At 53.9% G+C, this 4,644-nt stretch carries 4 protein-coding genes; all 4 read right to left on the reverse strand.

Annotation, left to right across the window (positions count from 1 at the left end):
• Window positions 1–2,290 (reverse strand): DNA polymerase III subunit alpha (dnaE, locus tag INT22_RS21600; RefSeq protein ID WP_226912933.1); only part of this gene is annotated, 2,290 nt, incomplete at its 3' end.
• A gap of 38 nt (window positions 2,291–2,328) precedes the next feature.
• Window positions 2,329–2,946 carry a ribonuclease HII gene (gene rnhB / locus INT22_RS19210; RefSeq protein ID WP_193068766.1) on the reverse strand — a complete coding sequence of 206 codons (618 nt, stop codon included), beginning with the start codon at window positions 2,944–2,946 and terminating at the stop codon, window positions 2,329–2,331.
• Complete coding sequence (lpxB, locus tag INT22_RS19215) at window positions 2,936–4,135, reverse strand: lipid-A-disaccharide synthase (protein ID WP_193059999.1); 1,200 nt, start codon at window positions 4,133–4,135, stop codon at window positions 2,936–2,938. The genes rnhB and lpxB overlap by 11 nt, the downstream gene beginning before the upstream one ends.
• Window positions 4,136–4,196: 61 nt before the next feature.
• Window positions 4,197–4,644, reverse strand: a 448-nt coding sequence (locus INT22_RS21605; RefSeq protein ID WP_446718968.1) for an acyl-ACP--UDP-N-acetylglucosamine O-acyltransferase, incomplete at its 5' end; no start/stop codon positions are given.

The following is a 4,644-nucleotide window of genomic DNA, read 5'->3' on the forward strand; positions in this document are numbered from 1 at the left end:
TGTTAAAACCATAACCGGCGAATTTCTCAACAAGATCAAAGATATTGCCAGCAAGGTCTTTATCGATACCGTTGGCGGCACAGCCTTCCATAAAGCCTGAACGCTGCTTGGCCATCTCTTCGGGCTTTTTCTTACCCATGGCGCGGCGCAGCATGTCTGCCTGCCCCAGTGAATAGCCGGCCATTACCTGAGCAATCTGCATGACCTGCTCTTGGTACAAAATAATGCCGTATGTCGGGCTGAGTACCGGCTTTAACAGGTCATGCTGATAATCTGGGTGGGGGTAAGAGACTTCGGCACGGCCGTGCTTACGATTGATAAAGTCATCAACCATGCCGGACTGCAGCGGGCCTGGGCGGAATAGCGCCACCAGAGCGATCATATCGTCGAGGGAGTCTGGCAGCAGGCGCTTAATCAGCTCCTTCATACCACGAGATTCCAACTGGAAAACGGCGGTGGTTTCCGCGCGTTTAAGCATCTCAAACGTTTTGCTGTCGTCCAGCGGGATAGCGTCGATGTTAAGTGGCGCTTGACCGTTTACCCCCCGCACTTTATCGACCATTTCCAGCGCCCAGTCGATAATCGTCAGCGTCCGCAAGCCCAAAAAGTCGAACTTTACTAGCCCAGCGTCTTCGATGTCGTTTTTATCGAACTGCACCACCAGGCCAGAGCCATCTTCATCGCACAGCAGCGGCGAGAAATCGGTCAGTTTGGTGGGCGCAATGACGACGCCCCCCGCGTGCTTACCGGTACCCCGGGTGGTGCCCTCTAGCTTGAGGGCCATTTCCCAGATCTCTTCGGCTTCGTCGTCGTTGCCGATAAACTCTTTCAGTGCCGGTTCTTGCTCTATCGCTTTGGCAAGCGTCATACCCACTTCAAAGGGGATCAGCTTAGAGAGCTTATCGCCTAAGGAGTAAGGCCGCCCCTGAGCGCGCGCCACGTCGCGCACCACCGCTTTTGCAGCCATGGTGCCAAAGGTGACAATCTGAGATACCGCATTGCGGCCGTAACGATTAGCTACATATTCAATCACTTTGTCGCGCTTTTCCATGCAAAAGTCGACGTCAAAGTCGGGCATGGAGACACGCTCAGGATTAAGAAAGCGTTCGAACAGCAGATCGTAGCCAATGGGATCAAGATCGGTAATTTTTTGCGCGTAAGCCACTAATGAGCCCGCACCGGAACCACGCCCTGGGCCGACTGGCACGTTGTTATCCTTGGCCCACTGGATAAAGTCCATCACGATCAGGAAGTAACCAGGAAACCCCATCTGGATAATAACGTTCAGCTCAAACTCAAGCCTGTCACGGTAACGTTGATCAATCTCGCGATATGAATCGCTATCGCGGGGGTACTGTTCAACAGGGAACAGAAAATCTAACCGTTCAGTGAGGCCGTCATGGGAGACTTTGCGGAAAAACTCATCCTGCGTCATCCCTTCGGGAATTTCGAACTCAGGTAGGAAAATTTCGCCCAACCGTACATCAACGCTACACCGCTCGGCGATCATAACGCTGTTCTCAAGCGCCTCAGGAATATCAGCAAACAGTGCTGCCATCTCCTCAGGACTTTTTAGGTACTGCTCTTCGGTGTAGCGTCGTTCACGGCGCGGATCATCCAAGGCCTTGCCTTCACCGATGGCAACGCGGGTTTCGTGCGCCCAAAAGTCCTCCCGCTCTAAAAAGCGCACGTCATTGGTCGCTACCACTGGGGTATTCGACTCAATCGCAAGCTTCACACTCGCGTGAACGCAGTCTTCTTCAAGTGGCCGCCCGGTACGGATTAACTCCAAATAAAAACGGTCTGGAAAGGCGCGCTGCCACTCTTCCAACAGCTCTCGGGCTTCGCGCTCATGATCAGACAGCAAGTGACGACCTATCTCGCCTTCACGCCCGCCTGATAGCGCAATCAGTCCTTCGCTTTGCGCTAGCACCCACTGTTTGTCCAGAATGGCTCGCCCTTGGCGCTGGCCATCGGTCCACCCTTTAGAAATCAATTCAGTGAGATTGCGGTAACCCACATCGTTCATCGCCAGCAGCGTAATGCGATACGGATGGGCCTCATCATGGGGGTTGTACAACCATAAGTCGCTACCGATGATGGGCTTCAGGCCAGCGCCCTGCGCCGCTTTGTAGAACTTAACCAAACCAAACAAGTTAGCTTCATCGGTTAAGGCCAGAGCCGGCATCCCGCGCTCAGCGGTGGTACTGACCAGTGACTTGAGTTTTACCAAGCCATCAACCAGGGAGTATTCACTGTGCAAACGTAGATGAACAAACGGAACCGTCATGGGACTCTCAGCAACAAAGCTAGATAAATAGAAAATGCTTACAGCAGCGCTAACTGACGCTGAACCGGCGCAAAGCTCCGGCGGTGTTCGGCAAGCGGCCCGTGGGCAGACAGTGCCGCTAAATGTTCTTTCGTTGGATAACCTTTATGGCGGGCAAAGCCATAATCAGGATAGCGCAGATCAAGCTCAGCCATCTGAGCATCTCTGGCCACCTTGGCTAAAATTGACGCAGCGGCGATCGCAGGATGACGGGCATCGCCTTTTACCACCGCTTGCCCAGGAAGCTCGTGCCCAGGCAACCGATTACCATCGACCAATAAATATTCAGCCGCGGGTGTTAAAGCATCAATGGCACGCCGCATAGCAAGATGAGTGGCATGGTAGATATTTAGCTGATCAACCTCAGCAGCACTGGCCTCGGCCACAGCAAACGCTAACGCACGTTCGCGAATCAGCACATCCAGCGCTTCGCGTTTTTTAGCAGTGAGCTTTTTTGAATCCGTCAGCCCCTCAATAGGGCGACTAAGATCAAGAATCACCGCCGATGCCACAACACTGCCAATCAGAGGCCCACGCCCAACTTCGTCAACGCCCGCTAAGAAGTCACCACGATAGTCGATCACTAAGGGGGGATAATCAGTCGGCTTAACGGCCATGATGACCCTCTTCGTAGGAAACTATTTCGTCGCTAGCCAATGGCTGGCCCGCCGCCAGAGAGGTAATTGCTTGTGCCGCTCGTTGGCTGGCATTGCGCTGTAACGCACGATGCATATCGGCAAAGCGTGCCTCCAGGGCGTTACGTGCTTGGGCATTATTAAGCATTTCGTCGAGCCGATCAGCGATCGTTTCTGGTGAGGCGGCGTCCTGGATCAGCTCGGGCACAACGCCCTCTTGAGCAATCAAATTGGGTAGTGAAATCCATGCTGTTTTCACCAAGCGCTTTGCCAGCCAATGAGTTATCGGCGCCATTTTATAAGCCACCAGCATTGACCGATGACATAGCATGGCTTCTAGCGCGGCGGTGCCCGAGGCCAGCAACACAGCATCGCTGGCTACCATCGCCTCGCGAGCCTGCCCTTCCAAGAGCATGACACGCTCGCTTAACGTGGGGTAGTTTGCCAGGAGCTGGGTAATTTCTTGATAACGCTGGCGGGTCGCTGCGGGAATGACCACATGCAGTGATTCATTACGCTGACAGAGCAGCTCAGCAGCGCGTAAAAACGTATCACCAAGAAAGCGTATTTCATTACCCCGCGAACCAGGCAGTATTGCCAGAACAGGGGCTTGAGCAGGCAATGCGAGTATCTGGCGAGCCGCTTGGCGATCATTCTCAAGCGGTAATTCATCCGCTAATGGATGACCAACAAAGGCGACCGGCACCTGGTGCTGATGGTAAAAGTCAGCCTCAAACGGCAGTAGCGTCAGCATGCCATCAACCGCCTTGGCGATCTTTTTCACCCGCCCTTGCCGCCATGCCCATACCGAAGGGCTGACATAGTGAGCTGTCTTTAATCCGGCGGCACGCAGCTGTTTTTCAAGACCAATATTGAAGTCAGGCGCGTCAATGCCAATCATAATATCCGGCTGCCAGGCGAGCGCTTCTTCACGCAGAATCCGGCGCACGCGAATGAGCTCTGGCAAGTGCTTGATGACTTCAACAAGCCCCATCACCGATAATGTTTCAAGGGGAAAGCGGCTCGTCAGACCCTGCGCTTCCATGCGAGGCCCGCCCAGCCCACGAAACTCAATGTTGGGGTGGCGCAGCTTCAGCTCGTGCATCAACCCTGCCCCAAGGATATCCCCGGAGAGTTCGCCTGCAACAATGTAGACGCGCTGAAGTGTCATGATGACGGGAGAAGTAGTGGCATTTGAATCCATCGTTGATGTCGGCTAGACATCAATGTCATTAGCGGACGATACCGCGCGTTGACCGCTCAATAGAGTCGGCAAACGTGGTGACTTCGGGCAGGTCGAATCGGCTGCGCATTTCGCTAACCGCCTGCTCGACAGTTAAGCCCTGGCGGTATACCAGTTTGTAGGCACTGCTTAATGCATTGATCGCGTCTCGACTAAAGCCACGGCGCTTCAAGCCAACAAGATTAAGGCCTCGCGCTTCAGCAGGGTTGCCATTGATCATCACATAGGCGGGCGTGTCTTTGGTAATAATCGACCCGCCTCCGGCCATCGCATGTTCACCAAAGTGACAAAACTGGTGAACAGCCGCAAGGCCACCCAAAATAGCGTGATCACCGAGAACAACATGACCTGCCAAAGTGACTTGGTTAGCTAGGATACAGTCGTTGCCAATCACACAGTCATGACCGACATGAACATACGCCATGAATAGGTTACGC

The sequence above is a fragment of the Halomonas sp. 3D7M genome (assembly GCF_014897885.1).
GTDB lineage: Bacteria > Pseudomonadota > Gammaproteobacteria > Pseudomonadales > Halomonadaceae > Vreelandella.

What these genes read in the sequence shown, in the direction of transcription:
- rnhB (WP_193068766.1), bottom strand. Translation starts at nt 2,946, where the DNA reads ATGGCCGTTAAGCCGACTGATTATCCCCCCTTAGTGATCGACTATCGT.
- lpxB (WP_193059999.1), bottom strand. Translation starts at nt 4,135, where the DNA reads ATGACACTTCAGCGCGTCTACATTGTTGCAGGCGAACTCTCCGGGGAT.